The organism is Chryseobacillus diguaensis, from assembly GCF_049220665.1.
Lineage (GTDB): Bacteria > Bacillota > Bacilli > Bacillales > Bacillaceae > Metabacillus_B.
This window is the reverse complement of sequence record NZ_JBMKNV010000004.1, coordinates 261,188-279,320: the sequence shown is the minus strand read 5'-3', so window position 1 is coordinate 279,320 and position 18,133 is coordinate 261,188. Positions and strand designations below refer to the sequence as shown.

8 protein-coding genes and 1 pseudogene are annotated in these 18,133 nt (G+C 42.0%); 5 read left to right on the top strand and 4 right to left on the bottom strand.

Features of this window, described 5'->3' with window-relative positions:
* Positions 1 to 29 precede the first annotated feature (29 nt).
* Complete coding sequence (locus ACOT8F_RS08635; protein WP_421651261.1) at positions 30 to 1,712, top strand: ribulokinase; 1,683 nt, start codon at positions 30 to 32, stop codon at positions 1,710 to 1,712.
* 410 nt (positions 1,713 to 2,122) lie between these two features.
* Here the strand turns inward: ACOT8F_RS08635 and ACOT8F_RS08630 are convergent, their stop codons facing one another.
* Positions 2,123 to 6,982 carry a phosphodiester glycosidase family protein gene (locus ACOT8F_RS08630; RefSeq protein WP_421651259.1) on the bottom strand — a complete coding sequence of 1,620 codons (4,860 nt, stop codon included), beginning with the start codon at positions 6,980 to 6,982 and terminating at the stop codon, positions 2,123 to 2,125.
* Between the two features lie 684 nt (positions 6,983 to 7,666).
* Here ACOT8F_RS08630 and manA point away from each other — a divergent pair.
* Together manA and ACOT8F_RS08620 are read left to right on the top strand one after the other, a co-directional pair.
* The gene (gene manA / locus ACOT8F_RS08625) at positions 7,667 to 8,617 is read left to right on the top strand and encodes a mannose-6-phosphate isomerase, class I (RefSeq protein ID WP_421651258.1); all 951 of its coding nucleotides are present in this window, start codon (positions 7,667 to 7,669) and stop codon (positions 8,615 to 8,617) included.
* A gap of 577 nt (positions 8,618 to 9,194) precedes the next feature.
* Positions 9,195 to 9,752 carry a competence protein ComK gene (locus ACOT8F_RS08620; RefSeq protein WP_421651256.1) on the top strand — a complete coding sequence of 186 codons (558 nt, stop codon included), beginning with the start codon at positions 9,195 to 9,197 and terminating at the stop codon, positions 9,750 to 9,752.
* A gap of 15 nt (positions 9,753 to 9,767) precedes the next feature.
* On the opposite strand, the gene ACOT8F_RS08615 is transcribed toward ACOT8F_RS08620, so the two are convergent.
* A complete protein-coding gene (locus tag ACOT8F_RS08615) occupies positions 9,768 to 10,622 on the bottom strand; it encodes a putative bifunctional diguanylate cyclase/phosphodiesterase (RefSeq protein ID WP_421651501.1) in 855 nt (284 codons plus the stop codon).
* Positions 10,596 to 12,254 (bottom strand): annotated as a pseudogene (locus ACOT8F_RS08610) (cache domain-containing protein); the annotation flags it as partial. The gene ACOT8F_RS08615 and the pseudogene ACOT8F_RS08610, both read right to left, overlap by 27 nt.
* Positions 12,255 to 12,877: 623 nt before the next feature.
* Between ACOT8F_RS08610 and ACOT8F_RS08605 the strand changes: the two are divergent.
* A complete protein-coding gene (locus ACOT8F_RS08605) occupies positions 12,878 to 13,387 on the top strand; it encodes an SDR family NAD(P)-dependent oxidoreductase (protein ID WP_421651500.1) in 510 nt (169 codons plus the stop codon).
* Here ACOT8F_RS08605 and tagU read toward each other — a convergent pair.
* On the bottom strand, positions 13,384 to 14,349 hold the full coding sequence (gene tagU, locus ACOT8F_RS08600; protein WP_489672225.1) for a polyisoprenyl-teichoic acid--peptidoglycan teichoic acid transferase TagU: 966 nt from the start codon (positions 14,347 to 14,349) through the stop codon (positions 13,384 to 13,386). The genes ACOT8F_RS08605 and tagU overlap by 4 nt on opposite strands.
* Before the next feature lie 239 nt (positions 14,350 to 14,588).
* Between tagU and ACOT8F_RS08595 the strand changes: the two genes are divergently transcribed.
* Complete coding sequence (locus ACOT8F_RS08595; protein WP_421651254.1) at positions 14,589 to 18,095, top strand: S8 family serine peptidase; 3,507 nt, start codon at positions 14,589 to 14,591, stop codon at positions 18,093 to 18,095.
* Positions 18,096 to 18,133: the final 38 nt, after the last annotated feature.

Sequence of the window (18,133 nt, the reverse complement as noted above, 5' to 3'; positions counted from 1 at the left end):
GTTACCCTGCACAGAAAGGATGAATTCATTTGAAAAAAAAATATACAATCGGAGTAGATTATGGAACAGAATCTGGAAGGGTATTACTCGTTGATGTTGAGACAGGTGAAGAAATCGCAACTCATGTAATCCCTTATAAAAACGGAGTTCTGGATCAAGTTTTGCCCAATGGAAAGCGGCTTGAAACAGACTGGGTCTTGCAGCATCCAGGAGATTATTTAGAAGTGCTTTATCAAGCTATTCCTGAGGTCATCCATGAATCTCGAATCAATCCAGAGGATGTCATAGGCATCGGCATTGATTTCACATCTTGCACGATCTTGCCTTTAGACCAGGATGGGAACCCATTATGCTTTGATCAAAAATGGAGGAACAATCCCCATAGCTGGGTTAAATTGTGGAAGCATCATGCAGCACAAGAAGAAGCAGACGATATTACACGTATTGCAAAAGAGAGAAAAGAGATATTTTTAAGCCGGTATGGAGGGAAAATTTCTTCTGAGTGGATGTTCCCGAAAATCCTGCAAATTGTGAGAGAAGCGCCAGACGTTTTCGATGCAACTGACATTTTTATGGAAGCCTGTGATTGGCTTACTTACCGATTAACAAAAAATCTTATACGGAGCAGCAATACAAGCGGCTACAAAGCCCTTTGGAATAAAAGGGAAGGATATCCAGATGACTCATTTTTTAAAGCATTGGACAATCGGCTTGAGAATATTTTAGAAACTAAGATGCGTGGTCCTGTTCTTTCGATTGGGGAAAAAGCAGGAGAATTAACAGAAGAAATGGCCCATCGTTTAAATCTTTTACCGGGAATTGCGGTATCGGTTGGTATCATTGATGCCCATGCCGGTGTTCCAGCTGTTGGTGCTGTTCATCCAGGCCAGTTTGTCATGACGATGGGGACTTCTACTTGCCATATGCTGATTTCCGATAAGGAAGAAGCCATCGAAGGTATATGTGGGATAGTGGAGGACGGTATTATTCCGGGCTATTTCAGCTATGAGACAGGTCAAGTGGCGGTCGGAGATTCTTTTGCATGGTATGTAGAACAGGCGGTACCAAGCTATGTAAAACAACAAGCAGTAGAGGCGGGAATGAGTGTTCATCATCTTTTAGAAGAAAAAGCATCTGTTTATAAGCCGGGACAATCCGGACTTGTTGCCCTGGATTGGTGGAATGGAAACCGTTCGGTCCTGGTTGACGCCAATTTGTCGGGAGTCATAGTCGGGCTCACATTGGCGACGAAGCCGGAAGAGATTTATCGGGCTTTATTGGAGTCCACGGCTTTTGGAACACGGAAAATAATTGAAAATTTTACCGAAGCAGGAGTAGCAGTCAATGAAATTTTTGCTTGTGGAGGTTTGCCGCAGAAAAATAACCTGCTGATGCAAATCTATGCAGATGTGACAAATCGAGAAATTAAAATCGCCGATTCTGATCAAACAGTTGCCTTAGGTGCAGCTATGTATGCATCTGTTGCAGCAGGTGAAAGGAAAGGAGGATACGATACCATAGTGGAAGCAGCCTGGCACATGGCAAAAGTAAAGGAAGAAACCTTCATTCCGATTCCAGAAAATGTGAAAATTTATAATGAGCTTTATAAGTATTACTTAGAACTTCATGATTATTTTGGTCGAGAAACCCGAATCATGCATGGATTGAAAAAGTTGAAAAGCTTAGGTGCAGAGTTCGTACAACAAAAGTGAAGAGAAACATCATTTGCTGATCTGGTATCTACAAGATAACAAGTACGGGGTATATGGAATGAAAAAGGATTAGACAAGGTGATAGTGGGGAAATTAACCATTTAACCAGACCTGCTTAATGAAGAAAACATCCCAAAAGGGTAAAGGTAAACTTTGAAACTTAGACCGTTCTTAAAAGTCTATTTTTTGAAAAAAGCAGATAGCCTGGATTCCATTAAGGTCAGGCTTTTTTGCTGTCTATAATATTATTAGCTATTTTAGGATAAGAATTCTCAGGGTTATTCTTTAAACCCATTAGCTTCGTTTATTCAATAGCTTCCCTAGTGAAACACAACACTTGCGATTCAATTTTCTAAACGTCAGCTGGAATAAAAAAAGGAGCTGCCAGGCAGGGCAGCTCCATACTGCTATTAATTTTTCTTGTAAATCACTTTCCTCTTATCATTCATCACATAATACCCGCCGCCAACCATCAGCTCGTTGTCTTCTGTGCTGTAGACGCGGTATTCTTTGCCTTGCATAAGGGACTGTGTCGCTTTGCCATTCAAATACAATGGCGTATCTTCTAGGATTTTTACCGTGCCTTCGTAATAAACAGCAGCTTTCGAGAATTTAACTTTGTAGCCGCCGCCTACATCAAAGCTGTCAGCGAGGAAGCTGTAAACTTTAATGGCTTCGCCGGGGTTGAGCTTCCGGTATGGTTTGCCGTCCGGAGAAAGGAGCGTGGCAGCCTCTTTTATGAGAATTCTTCCTTGGTAAAGGGCTGTTTTTCCTTTTTCCAGCATCACATAATAATCTCCGCCGACATTGGCCATTTTGCCATCCTGGCCAAACACCTTTAGTGCTTCCCCAGTTTTTGCTGTACGCCAGATGACTTTAGCGCCGTTTTTATTCATTTCAAAGATGGAGACAGGCTGTTTGATCATCACCCTACCAACTGGTGAAGAGGAAACCTTAATGTCCTGAGCAGGTTTCGGTTCAGAAGAGGTGCTAACGTTTCCATTGCCATTTCCTCCATTGCCGTTATTACCGTCATTACCGCCTCCTTTGTTAGCAGGGGAGGTCACATCAAGATAAAGGGTACCAGTCATTTTTTCATATTGGTAGTTGATCTGGATTTTTCCTGTTTTCTTTGCTTGCAGCATACTATCTTTCTTCAGTTCCAAAGAGTTGGCAGGATTAAAGCTTACCGTTACATCTTTTGGATCAAGGGCAAATACATTGCCGAATTGATCAGTTGCTGTGAAAGATAGAGCGGTTTTTTCACCTATTTTAACAGAGCTTTTCGATAATGAGCCATCCAGCTTAATCGGCACAATCGATTTTGGATCAACTATATGCACTGTTACAGAGTTGGATTTTCCGCCTGATGTTGCTGTAATGGTGACTGTTCCCTCTGAAACGGCTGTAAGCTTCCCTGTTGAATCAACTGTCGCGGCTTTTGGGTTGCTTGAGCTCCACTGGATATTCACCGGCGGGAACTGGCTGATGTTCACAATATAGTGGCCAGTATATTCATGGAAATCACCGTAAAGCTGCATGTTTCTTGTTGCGCCATTTGCCATTTTAAATTCTCTGTCTGCATTCAAGGCAGGATCTACAATGGAGACAGAAGAGAGCAGCGGATTAAATTTGTAGGACATTTTGTCACCGACGTTCAAGATGCCGCTGCCAAGGATGTTTCCTTCATCCTTCGTTACATAGCCTTTGCTTGCTGCATTTCCTGTTACCGTGTAAACGACGCCGTCTTTTTCCCATTGCTGCAGGGTATGAAGATGGCCGAACAGAACCTGCACGTTTACTTCAGGGTGTGCCTTTTTATATGCACTCAGCATGTCTTCAAATTTCTTCGCATCAGCAGGGTTCATTTCATGGGCTGTTCCGAAATCATCTTTTGTGAGGACGTGGTTCACGATGATGACGTTTTTCTTTTTATTATGGTCCAGGATATCCTGCAGATAATGGAACTGTGTTGAGTCAGAAGCAGAAATGCTTTGGCCAAAGGCTGTATTCAAGCCAACTATAGTGGCATTTCCGTATTCTGTTGTAAACGTAGGACTGCCGATGATACTCGTGAAGAAGTTCAAATCTCCTTTAAATGACTCATGGTTTCCTGGAACCATCAAAAATGGCTTTTCCCCGAAAATCTTCAGATCTTCTTTTGTTTGATCCCATTCTGCCTGTGAAGAAGTATCAACAACATCTCCAACATGGAACACAAGATCGGAATCTTCTTTTGCTGTTCTTTCAAAAATCGGTTTTTGGTAGATTGTGCCATGTGTATCAGGGATTACCGAGATTTTAAAGTTGTTCGGATCCTTTGGTGCTGGAAGCGACTTGATTTGGAAATCGGTTTTGATTTGATCAATGCTGTTTCCGGCACGGTCTTTCATATCAATCGTATACGTATGCTGCCCATCAGCGAGCTTCTTAGCTGGGATAGCATAAGCCCAGCCGGTTTCTGCATCGTAGTAGGTTTCGGCAGATTTGTTATCGATTGAAACAGCAATATCCTTTTGGTCAATGCCGCTTTTTGGATCCCTTGCTCTGAATGTAATTCTTGGTGTTGCTGTTTTTTCTGCTGCAGTGGAAGTGGGGGTCACATTTGTCACTTCTGGTTTGTCTGTATCAGCGCTTAAGTCTACTTTAATGTTTTTGCTGATTGGAGGAAGCGCCTGGTTTCCTTTTTTGTCGCTTGCTGTAATCGTTAATGGGTAAGTGCCTTCTGTTAGCCCAGGCACAGAACCGCTGATTTTGCCGGTTGCTTCGTCATAAGTGTAGTCAACGTCTTTATTGTTGAATTGTACCTTAATCGTTGAAGGGTCTACTCCTGAATCGGCATCTTTTACAATCGCAGAGAAGTCGAGTTTATCACTGTAAATCGTATTGCTTTCTGGTGATACATTACTGAATTCAGGACCGCTGAAATCTTCTGTTTCATTTGTATAGATGAAGCGCATGTCATCAATATACACGCTTCCGCTGTAATTCGGTTTTGTTTTATTCGTTTCGACAAAGTACAGGTAATTGAATGAAATCGGCATGGCCCATTCTTCAGGAATATTGACCTCAAGGTACTTCCACCCGACCCAATTGACGCTGCTTGCGAGATCGAGGGTTTTATTGGCACCATTTGATTTGAAAATTAAGCGGGCCCAAGGTGCTTTTCCATCACCATAAATCCAGACACCGAATTTTTTAGGCCTGATATCTGTTGTATACGTCTTAGACATCGCGTCCGCAACTGCATCTGACCATTTTGGAGGAGTAGATGTGCTCTTAGTTAAATGCGGTACAACATTGATCGTGCCGTTATACTGGCGTGTCCATTTGGATGTATCATAATTTACTTTTATGCTGCGGCTTCCGGATCTTTTTTGTTCGTTTGAAAGTTCAAAATTACCGCCTACGAATCCATTTACCTCATAGCCTTCAGCAGGATAGGTTTCAAAATCATCAATCTTTTGTTCCTTTAAACCGACTAGAAGCGTCAGTTCTTTTGTTATATCTCCGATGGTAGCTTTAATGGTATAGCTTGTACCGTCTTTTGCACTGTCAGATATTTTCAGTTTACCGTCTTCAATGGTGCCGGCTTCGGCAGGAATGTCCCATTTTACAGAGCTGCCGTTCAGAACAACATCCTTACCGTCTTTTTGTGCACTCACTTTTAACGTTTTTTCTTCGCCTTTTTGAAGAATGATCGGGCTTGAGTCTGCGAATTGAAAGTCGCTTACGCTGTCAACCACGTGGATGGAAGATTCTCCTTTCACTCCGGCAATTGAGGCGGTAACATTTCCTTCGCCTGCTTCACCAGGAGCTTGAAACTCGCCGTCTTCAGAAACTGTTCCGAGTGTTGAACTCCAGTCTATTTTCCGGTTATCGAGGTTCGTTGAATTGCCGTTGGCGTCTGTTGCTTTTGCTGAAAACTTGAAGGAAGAATTTTTAAATATGGTTAGGTCATTCTGAAGCAGAACTTTGCCGATTTCAGGTGTTTTTTCTGCTTTCGAACTGAACAAAATGCTGTTTGTCACAATACGGGAGGAATTGTCAGAAGGGTGATTGGCCGTTACAAGGTCACTCGTTCCTTCCGGCTGAATCACCATTTCCGTTGAACCGCCGCCATCAAGACTGAGGGCTGAGACAACTCCATAGCTTTCATAAACCTTCGCAACTTCAGGTAGCGTTAATCCAGCGCTGTCAGAGAACAGGGTGCTCGGCTTATCAACGCTCAATGCAATAACTTTATTGTCAGCTGTAATTCCGATGGAGGTTCTTGCATTTGGCGCTGTGACATGGGAATCGTTTGCATTGCGGAATTCAGACTGGGTTTTGGCTTTTCCGTCCTTGACAAGCCAGTCGTAGCCGCCGACCGCGTTAACCACATCGTTTTTTAATGTGTGGCTGGCACCTTTATATACGTTGTACTGGAAAGTAAAAGGGGTATTTTCTTTAAGCGTGTTTTTGATCCAGTCCGCTTTGCTTCCGAAGCCAGCCAGCACAACGCCGTCTTTTGGAATTTGGATATTGCTGATGGAAGGATAGATTTTAGTAATGGTCCCTGTGTAATTTTTACCCGGCTTGATGTGCTCGGGATCTTCGATTCCTGTAATAACTGCCATCGCACCATTTTTAACAAATGAATTATTCAAATCGTAAAAGGACATTTCGCCTTTTTGATTCAAGTTTGGTGTGTAAATCCCAAGCTTTTCTCCAGCACCTTCATTGCGGTTTAACAGTTCAATCGGTTTATCTGCACCGTCATATGTAAGCTTTCCTTCTATAGAAAGATTGTCGATGAACGGCTTGCGGTCGGCATCAATGCCGAATTCAGGCTGGGCGTTAACTCCAGAAGGGCCAGTGTGGCTCACAAGGAGGTTGCCGTCTTGGATTTGAGCAGCAACGTTCATGCCTGTCTGCATGTTATACATATCTCCATTAATGGCGCCAACCACGTTTTTGCCTTTAAAGCGTTCACGGTTCGCATGGTCGCCGATCGTTTCCATTGCAGCTACCTTATCAAGGGCTTTTCCGGAAGTGATCGACACATTTGGATTGGATAAATCGGCTGTTAAGACATTCAGACGCTGTGTATAGTTGCTTTTGCCGCCAAAATTCTCAATTCGCTGCTCCTCATGAGTGATGCCGCTTGCCAGGCTGTTGCTGGAAAGTACCGTTTTTTTCTCTGCTGGAGTATCAACGGCAAAACTATTCGCAGCAGGCTGAAGCAGCATCCCGAAAATAAGTAGGACTGGGACTAGCTTTTTACGCATGTTTCTCCTCCTCTTTGTTGATTATTTTGGGTAACACCTCTAGTTTATAAATTTGGTATAAAGACAGTTTGCTATTTATGTAAAAGAAATCATTTGAAAATTTTACATATAAATAGGACTTTTTGGAGTTGTTGCCGAAAACTAGAAAATTGCTGAAAAGAGGTCTAATAGGAAGAAGCTTGATAGGTAGATTGCTTGTTAGGCAAAAAGGGAAATTGGTATAGTGACTTTTATCTCGGGGTCTTTAGTTATATATGGAGGAAATGTGCAAGGAAAGAGTACGAAAAATGCCGATAATCCATTGGTGTGATTTTTAGATTGTACAGCTTGAGAGCTGTCCATTATCAAAAGAACGTTGGCCGCGTCCTTAGGAATCTTATTGCCAGCCCTTACCTTTTATACGGTGTCCTATTTTTCCTGAGCTGCTCTGGTAGCTTTAGTTATCCATTACAAATTGGAATTTGATTTTGCCGCAATATGCCTATAAAGGATTTGAATGCTCTCCAGAATCCTGGAGTGCAGGCTTGCGGGCTTGTTAATAGAAGTAATCAAGGCTAATTTTCATATGGATTAAGGTTACTAATTTTTTGAAAAGGGAATATCATTAATACGCAATTTGAAAATGGTATGATAGAAAAGGAGTACTTGGAAAATACATATTTTAATTAGGAAGGAAGTCGTCACATGAGCCAGTCACCAATATTTTTACGCCCGGTCTTCCAGGATCGGATTTGGGGAGGAACTGCCCTGAGAGATGAATTCGGATATGACATCCCAACCGAAACAACCGGCGAATGCTGGGCCATCTCCGCTCATCCAAACGGCCAAAGTGTCGTCGCCCTCGGAGAGCTGCAGGGAAAAACACTGAGCGAGCTTTGGGAAAACCATCGCGAGCTTTTCGGGAATGTCGGCGGAGAAAAATTTCCGCTCCTCACTAAAATTCTGGATGCCAATCAGGACCTGTCCGTTCAAGTTCACCCCGACGACCTTTATGCCGGCGCCAACGAAAACGGCGAATTCGGAAAAACAGAGTGCTGGTACATCATCGACTGTAAGGAAGGCGCCGAAATGGTCTACGGCCATAATGCACAGACAAGGGAAGAGCTTGCTGCCAAGATTGAAGCCAATCAATGGAACGACCTCTTAAGAAGAGTCAAAATCAAGCCCGGCGAATTCTACTATGTCCCAAGCGGCACCATCCACGCCCTATGCGAAGGGACCCTTGTACTTGAAACCCAGCAAAGCTCTGACACAACCTACAGAGTCTATGACTACAACAGGGTCGGCGCAGACGGGAATACCCGCGAGCTGCACCTCAAGCAATCCATTGACGTCACAACCGTTCCCCACACCGACTGGGAAGGCACGCCTGCCCGGAACGACATGGGGAACATGGCCATCACAAATTTTGTAAAAGAAAAATACTTCTCTGTCTATAAATGGGAAGTAAATGGCGAGGTCAGCCTCACTCAAGACGAGCCGTTCCTTCTTGTCAGCGTCATTAAAGGGGAAGGCACCTACATGCAGGGCGACCTGGTTTTCCCGTTATCCAAAGGTATGAATTTTATCCTTCCGGCTGATGCAGGAACATATAGGCTTGATGGTGAGATGGAATTGATTGTTTCGCATGTATGAGGGAAAGGGCTGGCTTTTGGCTGGCTCTTTTTTTGAGGATTGGGTGGAGACTAGTTTGGCTGTTGCATTTTTGTGAGATTGGTAGAGTCGCTGTCCCCTTAAACTGGCTGGACTGGCCCTTAGTGAATTAACGCGTCAAGACAGGTACCCTGTTTTTAGAACCCTTGGGGCAGCAGAGATAAAGAAGAGTGGGGACACAGTTTTTACTTATTAACGCAACTGGGGACAGCGTACCAAAAAATACTTTTCTATCTTTCCCCTCGCGAATTACTTCTAATTATTCTATTTTAAAGTAAAAAAAACTCTATCAAAATGCAATTAAAGTCAGAATTTTAACAAAAATTTACAATAAATTAATTTTATCTATATAATATTGCTATTATAATAGAAATATCTGATAGTTCTATTTAACTATCAGGTATCAAGGTCAAAAGTCACGATAAGGAAGGAGAAATAAAAAAAATCCCTAAACACCACGACTCGGAATCGAATCGTGCTTAAGGACTGGGTGTTGGAAATTTCCAACTTACTGTCAGTATATCGGGTTTGTCTAAAAAAGAAAAGAGGAGACTACATAATGAATAATGACGATCGTTTTTATCTTATTAGCAGTCACACGAAATATCTTGCACCGGTATACAATGAATACGGCGAATTATGCACCATTGCATATGAGCTCTATCGGACAGTTCATGTAAGGAAGTCACCGACGAAAATCATTCATGAAAATTGTTTGCATTTTGGAAGCAGCTATAAGGGGCGCCTCAAGGCCGCAAATGATATTCTGCCTGGGCAAAAGATGCTCCCTGTCTGTGTAAGTGAATTAACGGGATTATTTTTTATTCCAACTGTTTCACCAGATAGTGACGAATGCGTATGGATTGGCTACAAAAATGTGAAGATCGTTATTCCATACAACGAAAAATCTGTCGTATTATTTTCAGATGGAAGCAGACTGTTTGTCCCTATGCACAGGGATATCCTGCAAGGCAAATTCGGCAAGGCGTCACACCTTTTAGTCACATTCCTTGAGCGGCAAAAAAGAATTCAGGAAGACGTGATTCAGTGGCATATTGACCATAAAGAAAGAACGAATCTTTTGAATCAGAATCCAGGACCTGATATAACGACCTGATAAGGGATGAACGGACTATTTTAAAATAGCCCGTTCATTTTCCAAAAGGTCTACGAACTGACTTAGCGGAACAGGCTTGCTGAAAAAATAGCCCTGACCCTGCTGGCAGCCAATTTCTCCGAGAAGCTCTGCTTGCTCCCTCGCCTCAAGGCCTTCTGCAATGACGGTTAAGTTCATGCTGTTGGCAATATTTATCACAGCCTGAACAATCGCTGCATCCTGTTTATCCTCAGTAATTTCCTGAATAAAGGAGCGGTCAATTTTTAAAATGTCTATTGGCAGCTTTTTTAAATAATTCAAAGAAGAATACCCTGTTCCAAAATCATCTAACGCGATTTCAATGCCAAGCTCCTTCAGCTTATGAAGCTGGCTGAGGACAAGCTCGAGATGATCAATGACGACACTCTCTGTTATCTCCACCTTAAACAAATGCGTGGGCAGCGCATATTCCATAAGCTTTTCATTCAGCACATCCGGTAACGATTGATGGTAAAACTGCTTAATGGAAATGTTTACAGAAACAGCAAGTTCATCGAAGCCCGAGTTCCGCAGCTTTTTTAAATCAATTGCTGCCTGATTGATGACCCATTCTCCAAGAGTCCGAATAAAACCTGTTTCCTCTGCGACAGGGATAAACTCAGCAGGCGAGACACGCCCCAAACGCGAGCTGTCCCAGCGCAGCAACGCTTCAGCTCCAACGATCTTTTTCGTATCAAGCAGCACCTGCGGCTGATAATATAGGGAGAATTCATTGTTTTCATAGGCTCTTGCAAGCTCGTTTTCAATAACAAGCTTGCGTGTCAGGTTTTCGTTTAAAACCGGATTGAAAAATTCAAAAGTGTTTTTTCCCTTTTCTTTGGCACTATACATGGCCAAATCTGCCGTTGAAATAAGGGATTCAATTGTCTCGGCATGGTATGGATAAATGCTTATTCCGATACTGCAGGTGACCGTTACCTCGTTGTCCTCAACCTGTATGGGCATTCCCATAGATTTGAGGATCTCCTTGCTCAGTTTTTCCAGCTCGAGAGCGTCCTTTGGCTTCGGAATGGCAATAAGAAATTCATCCCCGCCATGGCGGCAAAAAATAGCCTCCTCTCCGCAGACAAATCGGATTTTCTCGCCAATTTTTTACAGCAGCTCGTCGCCGATCTCATGGCCAAGCGAGTCATTAATCAGCTTGAAGCGATCTAAGTCACAAAACATGACGCCGAGTAATGTCTCATCCCGTTTTGCTTTTTGCAGAGTTTTTTCAAGAACTCTGGAAAAGGAATACCGGTTATGCATATTCGTCAATACATCGAAGTGGGCATAGTACTCAAGTTTCTTTTGCTTGTTTTTCAGCTCACTCATCACCCTGTTAAAATCAGTTACAAGTCTTTTAAAACTGGCAATCAGTCTGGAAACTTCCCTGATAGAACTCTCCGGCCACTGAATGCCTGCGATATTTAATTTTTTCGCTGATAGCTGATCCGTTAAAAGTGACAATTTTTTAATAGAAGAAACAAGTGATTTACTGAGCCAATAGGCTATGAGAAGAGCTGAAATGATAAGAAACAGCATCATGATCAAAACAGCTGTATAGTTTTCGTATAGCTTGGTCTGATAAGGCTCAATTGAACTCTTTGCTGTAAGGCTCCATGGAATGGACGGCACATGGATTTTTTCAACTAGATAAGACTCTTTCCAAATGGAAATTTTGGAAAGGTGATTGCTGCTTCCGGGCTGCATGAGATAAATACTGCCATTCTTAATTTCAGAAGGATGTATTTCCATTTCATCCAAATAAAGCTGCTGATCCTTAAAAAGATTTTGCTCAAATTCTGTGATGACTAGATCCTGTCTCGGTTTTTGCTGATTCATTTCGTGAAGGAGAACAGTCATTTTATAAGTGCCAACAATGAATCCTTTAAACTTCCCCTTCTCTACAGGGATCACAATGCTGGTCAAGTTATCGGTAGTGACGGCATATCGGTAAACATCTGAGAGATAAGGCTTAGACGAAGGAGATTTTAACAATACTTTAGGATAAAACGGAAGATTGCTCTTCTTCAGATAGGAATATTTCAATTTTTTATTGCTGTCAAAAACATACAAGTCCTCTAAAAGAGGAATGGAGCCGCCAAGCTCTGAAAGGTTTTCCTTCATATTTGCGTCGTCTTGATTTAAATAAAAGCGAATATTGGAAAGAGCTGCCTCATGAGTCAACTCCCAATTGGTTAGGTAGTTGCTGGCAATTTGAACTTTCCGGTCTAGCTTACTTTCGATATTTACTAGCTCCTCCTGATATTCCTTATTACCTTCATAGATTAGCAGAAATAAAGAGGGAATTAAGAAAACAGCTGAAAAAGTGATGAACAGCAATTCCTGGAACCGGCGCTGATGCTGTTCTTTTAAAATATAATGCTGATAAAAAAGGTGCAGGAGAGAAAAAATTAATATATTAAAAAGTCCGTTAATGGCATCCTTCAAGGCAATCAGCAGTGCATTGAGGAAATTCATGTCGAGTGAAAAGCTGTAGGCTAAAAAAACAAAAGGTATACCGGCGAAAAGCCAAAAAAAGATATCAATTAAAATGACATTATAGCCTCTTTTTTTATAAAACACAGTTACTGCAAAAAGTTCAGCGGCAAATACAATCAAGCCATATGGATGGTGCCAGATAAAGATGGTATAACAGCTTGAAAGGAACACGGCAGCAAAACCTGCTTTCAAGCCGTATACCCTTGCAGCTAAGAAGGCAAAAATGGAACCGAAAAGAAAATCGACTCCAAAAAAAAGCTGAAAGGGAAAAGCGTTGCCAATGACGCTGAGTAAGATCAGCACAAGGATCAGGTTATAATCTCTAGGTGTCATTTTTTTCTCTGTCATTTCATCACCATAATTAGAATTTGTCAAAACTTGTAGAATTTTGTTCGCATCCCCTATTATAAGGTTTCATGGGACTTAACAGCTAGATAGGATATAAGAAAAACACATAAAATTTACAATTGAGGATGATATAGAGAGTTTTTTGGAAGAAAAAGCGCTTACTTAGTGTAGAAAGATTGGCTGGAGGGGACGGTCTAATTACTTAGAGTTAAAGTGAATACTTAGGAACAAGGAGGGCAGATAAAAGAACAGTCATCGTTACAGGCGGAGCTCGCGGAATAGGTAGACAAGCATGTTTGAAATTTGCCAAAAAAGGTGACCGTGTCTTAGTTGCTGATTTTAATGAAGAACTAGGAAGTGAAACCGTAGATTTAATCAAATCAGAAGGCGGAGAGGCAAACTTTTTCTTTACGGATGTAACGAGCATGGAGAATGTCGAATCATTAGTTGAAAAGGCGGTTCATGTTTATGGACGAATAGATGTTATGGTAAACAACGCCGGCGTATCGGCTGATTGGGACCCGGGAGTGAACTTTACTCTAGGTAAGGCTCTTTTACAAAGGATATCAGCTGTTTATTTTTCATTTAATTGGATAATCTATCCGATCCACGGCATAATCTATCCAAACGAACGCGGAATCTATCCAAGTGAAAGGATAATCTATCCAAAAAGTGCCAAAATCTTCCCAAAACTCGTGAAAATCTATCCGAACAGCATAAACCACAAAAAAAGGGCGACCCCAAGTCGCCCTTTCCCCTTTTAATTTCTTGCCGTATTTGCTGGAAGCTCCAAGTTCGCTCTCAAGTTATCGATTAGCGCAAGGCGCTCTTTATCCGGTACTGACAGATAATAGATGCCTTTGATTTTTTCGCCTTTCCCATTGATTTGATGCTGTTCCAAATGATTGCGGGCATCTTTATAATTCTCCTGAATGTCCCACATGTTATCAAATGTTAGATTGGTTTTCACATCTTTTTGGATAACCTTGAAAAGGTCGCCGAATTTGGTGATGGTCGAGATGTCTGCGCCTTTTTTGATAACAGCTTCGATGATTTCACGCTGGCGAAGTTGTCTGCCCCAGTCTCCGCGTGGGTCGTCATATCTCATACGGCTGAATCCCAGCGCATTTGTTCCATCTAACTGCAATTTCCCTTTTGCAAAGTGTGCTCCTTCATAGTTGAAATCGAGATCATTATTTACCTCTACACCGCCGACTGCGTCAACAATGTCTTTAAAGCTTTCCATGTTCACTTTAACAAAATAGTTAACCGGCAGACCGTTTAGGAAATGCTTCACCGTATTAATAGCCATATCGGTTCCACCGAAAGCATAGGCGTGGTTGATTTTATCAACTGTTCCTTTACCAATAATTTCTGTACGGGTATCCCTCGGAATGCTGACCATTTCCATAGATTTTTTATTAGGGTTCACAGTTATATAGATGAGAGAATCCGAACGCCCTACGTCACCGCTGCGTTCGTCCACACCCATTAAAAGGATCGAGATAGGGGGCTTGGTTTTCTTAAGATCTGCAATAGGGGTAGTAACACCAGGTTTCGTTTGTTCATGAATCGTTGCAACTGTATCAGTAGCTGATTTAAATAGAGAAAAAGCATAGCCTGCAACTGCGAGTACAAGGATGCCAATTACGCTGAGCGTAATCCAAAGCCACCTTTTACTCTTTTTTTTATTTTTCGTCGTTCTCACTGTTCGCCCTTCTTCCATTATTCTTTCATATGACAAAATTACTAGGCACTGAAGAAATTTTGCCATATTCATAGAGAAAAGTCCATACAAATTTGTAAAAATAAGGTGCGAAAATACATGCATTAATGCAGTTTTGTGTCATTCATATTGTAGATATTTGGCTAATTCTTTTTATGAAAAAACAAAGGAAAAATACTCCACACATAGAATTCCTAAATTTGTAAATTAATAAAAAGTTGAAGGCGGGGAAATACAAGTTGAAAAAAGCAGTGAACAAAGCGTTCAGTGTTGCGGTAATGGTGGCTATGACGCTTTCTATTCCAATGGCAAAAGCAGAGACAGCCGGTTTAAAAAAGGCTGATTTGAAAGCAAGTTTACTCCAGAGACTTGGAGTTCATGAAAAACAGAAAGCAAAAGTTAATATGTTAGAAAAAGATAATCAAGAAAAATTTGACAAAAAAACACTCATTGTAAAATATAAAACACCACTCTCGTTGCAGGTTCATCAAAAGGCAGGCACCAAGCTTTTAAAGAGAATCACAGGCTTAAATTATGATGTAGTCCAAATTAATGGGAAACAAAAACTGGAGGATGCAGCAGGGATCTATATGAAGACCCCTGGTGTATTATCCGTTTCTAGAAGTGCGAAGTTTTATCAGCAGGGCATGCCTGACATGAAGGCAAGAGATCAGTACCAATTAAAGACGCTTCATGCTGATGAAGCACAAAAGCTTGCGGGCAATGGAAAAGTGCGCGTGGCAGTGGTTGATACAGGCATTGATGCTAAGCATCCTGAGCTGAAAAACAAAGTTGTATCCAATTACAATGTGATGAATCCTATACAAAAGGGAGCGGCAGACGTGCATGGAACACATGTTGCCGGTATCATCGCTGCTAAGAAAGATAATGGCATTGGCGGTTACGGCATTAACCCGAATGCTTCCATTCTTTCAATAGATGTTTTCAATCGTTCCTTTTTTGCTAACGACTATACGGTTGCTCAAGGAATATTAAAAGCAATTGACGAAAAAGCGCAAGTCATCAATATGAGCTTAGGGTCTTCTGTTTCTTCTCCAATTATCGAAGATGCAGTGAAAAAGGCATTAAAAGCAAACATTACGATTGTCGCTGCAACTGGTAACAGCGGCACAGCGGAATCTGGCTACCCGGCTTCTTATGAAGGGGTGATTGGGGTCGGCTCCACAAACAGCAAAAATGAATTATCCTATTACTCCACATATGGGCCATCTGTAGATTTAGTTGCGCCTGGTGAAGATGTGTACTCCTCCATTTATGATTACCAAAAGGGTTCTTCTTTTGCGAAATTAAGCGGGACATCCATGGCCTCACCGATGGTAGCAGGTGTTGCTTCCTTGCTGATTTCAAAAAATCCGAAGCTCACACCTTATGAGGTCAATTACATTTTAAATAAAACAGCTAAGGATCTTGGCGACAAGGGATACGACTTAAAGTACGGACATGGTCTTGTTGATCCTGTTGCGGCATTAAAATTTGATCCGAGGAAAATTCCGCAAACGATAGCGATTCCGGAGGATCAGCTTTTGCAAAAATCAGTGAAGCTTGTGGACGAGCCGTCCCTCACAGTAGCTGGATCCTTTACAAACATGAACCAGCATGACGCCTATAAAATAAATGTGAAAAAAGGTGAAAATATTCAAACGAAACTGACTGGCTCTAAAAACTATGACTATGAGCTTGAGCTGAAGTTTTATCCTGCAGGCAAAAGCAAGTCGTCTATTTCCCGAGCAATAAATGACCGGACAGACGATGGCAAAGAGGGCGGTCTTTTTGAAGCGAAGGAAGACGGCGTGCTTGTCGCTGTTGTAAGAGATGTGTACGGCAATGCAAGCGAGGACCGCGCCTCAAACTACACACTTAATCTGATTCGTTCAGAGAAAAAGATGGATGATGAAAATACTTCGTTAGACGATGCGGAGGCGATTCCTGCAGTTCCGTATAAAACGGAAAAACCATTTTATTTTACGGAGCCAGAGCAAGGAACAGGTGATGTGCCGGCAAATGGGGATGGAACAGATACAACGGGTGATGGTTCTGATCAGTCTAACAGAGGAGACAGTGACTTCTTTAAATTAAAAACGGGTGATGTGAAAGACGGAGAAGTGATGAAGGTTTCCGTTAATGGAGTGCCAGGGGTTAACTCCAGACTTGTCCTTTGGCAAACAATTAAGGATCAGGATGGAGTCGTCATTCAAGGTGAGCTTGATTCTGCTGATTATAATAACGTTGGAGACGGTGAACAGCTCACGTTTAATGCGCTTCCAAATACAGAATACTTTGTGGAAGTTACCAGCAAACCAGCCTTTGACCCATGGCAGTTTATGCTGACAGGCAGTACAGGGGTGGATAAAGACCGCAGCTACTCTTCATTGCTTCCGTATGAATTAACAGTCGACAGCAAGGTGCTGCCTGCTGATGAAGACAATTTTCCTCAAGCCTCCTCAACACCAGAGGATGCATTAAAGCAAGGGGATATTACAGGTTATCAGGCAAGAAAAACTGCAATCGAAAAAAAATCAGCTGTTATTATTTCTGATTCCCAGCCAGAAGAAGAGTGGACACCGGAAAGAATTAAGAGCATTGCGCTTCCATATAAGGAAGGAGAGCAAAAGGATGGCTATCTTCAATATATGGGTGACTCAGACTGGTATGCTTTTACTCCTCAAAAGAGTGAATTGCTGAAATTCAGCTTGTCAGGAGTAACTATACCAGTAGCCCAGCTGCTTGTTTACGATGACAAAACAAATGATTTTGGATTTGTTGCGATAAACATTCAGCAGGACAGGTATTCAGTGAGCACTAGTTCCGAGTTCACTGCTGGTCTTCAGGCTGGAAAAACCTATTACTTGAATATAGGTGATCTATACGGAAGAGTACAGTCCGATCCTTACAGCCTCTCAACAAAAATAATCGCATCTGATATTTCGGATAAACATGAAAGCAATGATAATTTTGACCAGGCAAAGCCAATTGGGACTTCGCCTGTTACCGGAACCTTCTCTACAAGCATGGACCTGGATTTCTTCTATTTCAAACCGAAGCAGCAGGGCATCTATGGATTAGAACTTGCTCCTGGCGGAAAACCGGATGCTAAATACAGCAGACTGTCAAAAGACTTCCTGCAGCCATTTGACGGTATGATGATTGCAGTAGAAGACACGAACGGAAATGGCAAGCTTGATGATGAGGAGCAAGGAAATGCAGTTATTACAGATAATACGCTGCAAAATGAAGCGGAATCTGGATCGATCGAAGTAAATCATGGCAAAGGCTTCTTCATAGGTGTGGCTAACTACTATCCGACACCTACCCTTATGCCTTACAAGCTGAGTATTACACCAGCTAATCAAAAGGACGAAGATGCTGGATCCGTTACAAAAGGCAATGTTCCAACAAAGCCAGTTTTATTGAAAAAAGGAAAAGCTGGCTGGTCTGCGAATGGCTTATTTAATCCAGACTATAAAAACCAAGATGATCAGGACTATTACAAACTCGTTTTAGACAAAAACAGCAAGCTCACCATTTCTCTTGGAACAGGTGTCGATACAGATGGTGCTGTAACGATTTATGATGCCAAAGGAAAGCAGCTTGTAAGAGCGGATCAGTACGGATTAAATGATAAAGAAATGCTGAATGCATCATTAAAGAAAGGAACCTACTATATAAAAGTGGAGGAAGCAGATGGACGCGCGAGCTTGACTCCTTATGAATTAACAATTAAATAATTATGACAAAAGGACTCAGCGGCGTGATTGTCCTCTGA